Consider the following 1,747-nt stretch of genomic DNA (forward strand, 5'->3'; position numbering starts at 1 on the left):
CCGTGAAAAGTCGGTGGCCAAGGGGTTCGTGCTGTGGTCAGAGTAGTGTCGCGTACGAATTTCCTGGGTAACACATCGAGTGTCTGACAATCAGCCGGATCTCCACAATCTGTTCATGTGTTTGCCTGCAGCCTGTCTGGTTCTGGACAGGAATCTGCATATCGCCTCGGCAAATGAAACCTATCTGCAAACGGTAGACCGCAAAGCCGAGGACATCTTCGGCATGTATGTCTTCGACGCCTTTCCCGAGGCACCCGAGCGGCAGGAGATGTTCAAGGAAGCCTTCCACGCTGTCCTCGCGGGGGAGGATAACGAACTGGTTGAGGTGCCCTTCGCGATCCCCGTATCCGAGGAAAAAGGCGGCGGTATGCGTGAGGCATACTGGACCTGCCTGCACCGTGGTGTGCGCAATTCGGATGGGGAAATCACCCATCTGGTACAACATGCACAGGATGTGACGGAACGGGTCATGGCGCAGCGGCTTCAGGGGGCCATCGCCCATGAGCTTCAGCACCGGGTCGGCAACCTGTTCAATCTGACCTCGATCATCGCCCGCCGTTCCGCCGAAGGCATCACTGATATATCCGAATTCCTGACCCGCTACGAAGCGCGCATCCAGTCGATGGCCAAAACCCATTCGCTGCTGACGGGCGGCAACTGGGACGGCATCACCATGCAAAAGCTGCTGGAACGCCAATTGTCGGGCCATCTGGGTGAGGATATGGAGCGGGTCACCTTCGACGGGGGCGAGATGCTTCTCGACCCGCGGGAGGCGCAGGCCGTTTCCATGGCGATCCATGAACTTGCGACCAATGCCTACAAGTACGGGGCGCTGTTCAGCGACAAGGGTACGATCGACATTCGCTGGAACTCGGATGACGCCGACGCGCGCACCTTCGAATGGATCGAGCGGAACGTGAACACGATCACCCCCAACGAAAGGGGCGGCTTCGGGTCAACCATGCTCACGCGGATCGTGCCCTCGCAGCTCAACGGTACCGCAACGCGCGAGCTTACCGAATCGGGCCTGCGCTATTCCGTGCAGCTTGGCGCGTCGCATTCCAACGGCAACGGCAACGGCGCCTAACCCGGCTTCAACCGCTCTCGCAATTCCGTCTTCAGCACCTTGCCGTAATTGTTCTTCGGCAGTTCCTCCATGCGCAGATAGACCTTGGGCCGCTTGAAGCGCGCCATATTCGCCAGACAGAGCGCATCAAGTTCGCTATCCGGGGCCTCGCCGACCACGAAGGCCACGATCTCCTCCCCCCATTCGTCATGGGGGCGCCCCACCACCGAAACTTCCTGCACGGCGTCATGTCGCAGCAAAACCTCCTCCACCTCGCGGGGATAGACGTTCGAGCCGCCGGTGATGATGACATCCTTGCTCCTGTCCTGCAGGGTGAGATAGCCCGCGTCATCCAGCGATCCGATATCGCCGGTGGCGAGCCAGCCGTTCTTCAACGCGCGCGCCGTGGCTTCGGGCGCATTCCAGTAGCCGGGCATCACCGTGCGCCCCCGCACCATGATCTCGCCATTGGTGCCGGCGGGCGCGGTCTGGCCATCCGCAGTCTCGATACGCAGTTCCACCGCCGCCTGCGCCCGCCCGACGGAGGCGAGGCGCTTTTCCCATGTCGCGCCCTTCCTGTCCGCCACGTCCGCCCGCGACAGGGCGGAGATCCCCATGGGGCATTCGCCCTGCCCGTAGATCTGCACGAAAACGGGGCCGAACCAATCCACCGCCGCGACG

The 1,747-nt window shown here is 61.7% G+C and carries 2 protein-coding genes; one reads left to right on the forward strand and one right to left on the reverse strand.

What is annotated here, in order from left to right; all coding sequences use genetic code 11:
* Positions 1-115: 115 nt before the first annotated feature.
* Positions 116-1,087, forward strand: a complete 972-nt coding sequence (locus A3764_RS14630; RefSeq protein WP_067922710.1) for a sensor histidine kinase — start codon at positions 116-118, stop codon at positions 1,085-1,087.
* Here the strand turns inward: A3764_RS14630 and A3764_RS14635 are convergent.
* Positions 1,084-1,747: AMP-binding enzyme (locus tag A3764_RS14635; RefSeq protein ID WP_150122196.1), on the reverse strand; the 664-nt coding region annotated here is incomplete at its 5' end. The genes A3764_RS14630 and A3764_RS14635 overlap by 4 nt on opposite strands.

It is taken from the genome of Sulfitobacter sp. HI0129 (assembly GCF_001635395.1).
In the GTDB taxonomy this organism is placed as follows: domain Bacteria; phylum Pseudomonadota; class Alphaproteobacteria; order Rhodobacterales; family Rhodobacteraceae; genus Sulfitobacter.

What these genes read in the sequence shown, in the direction of transcription:
- A3764_RS14630 (WP_067922710.1), top strand. Translation starts at nt 116, where the DNA reads ATGTGTTTGCCTGCAGCCTGTCTGGTTCTGGACAGGAATCTGCATATC.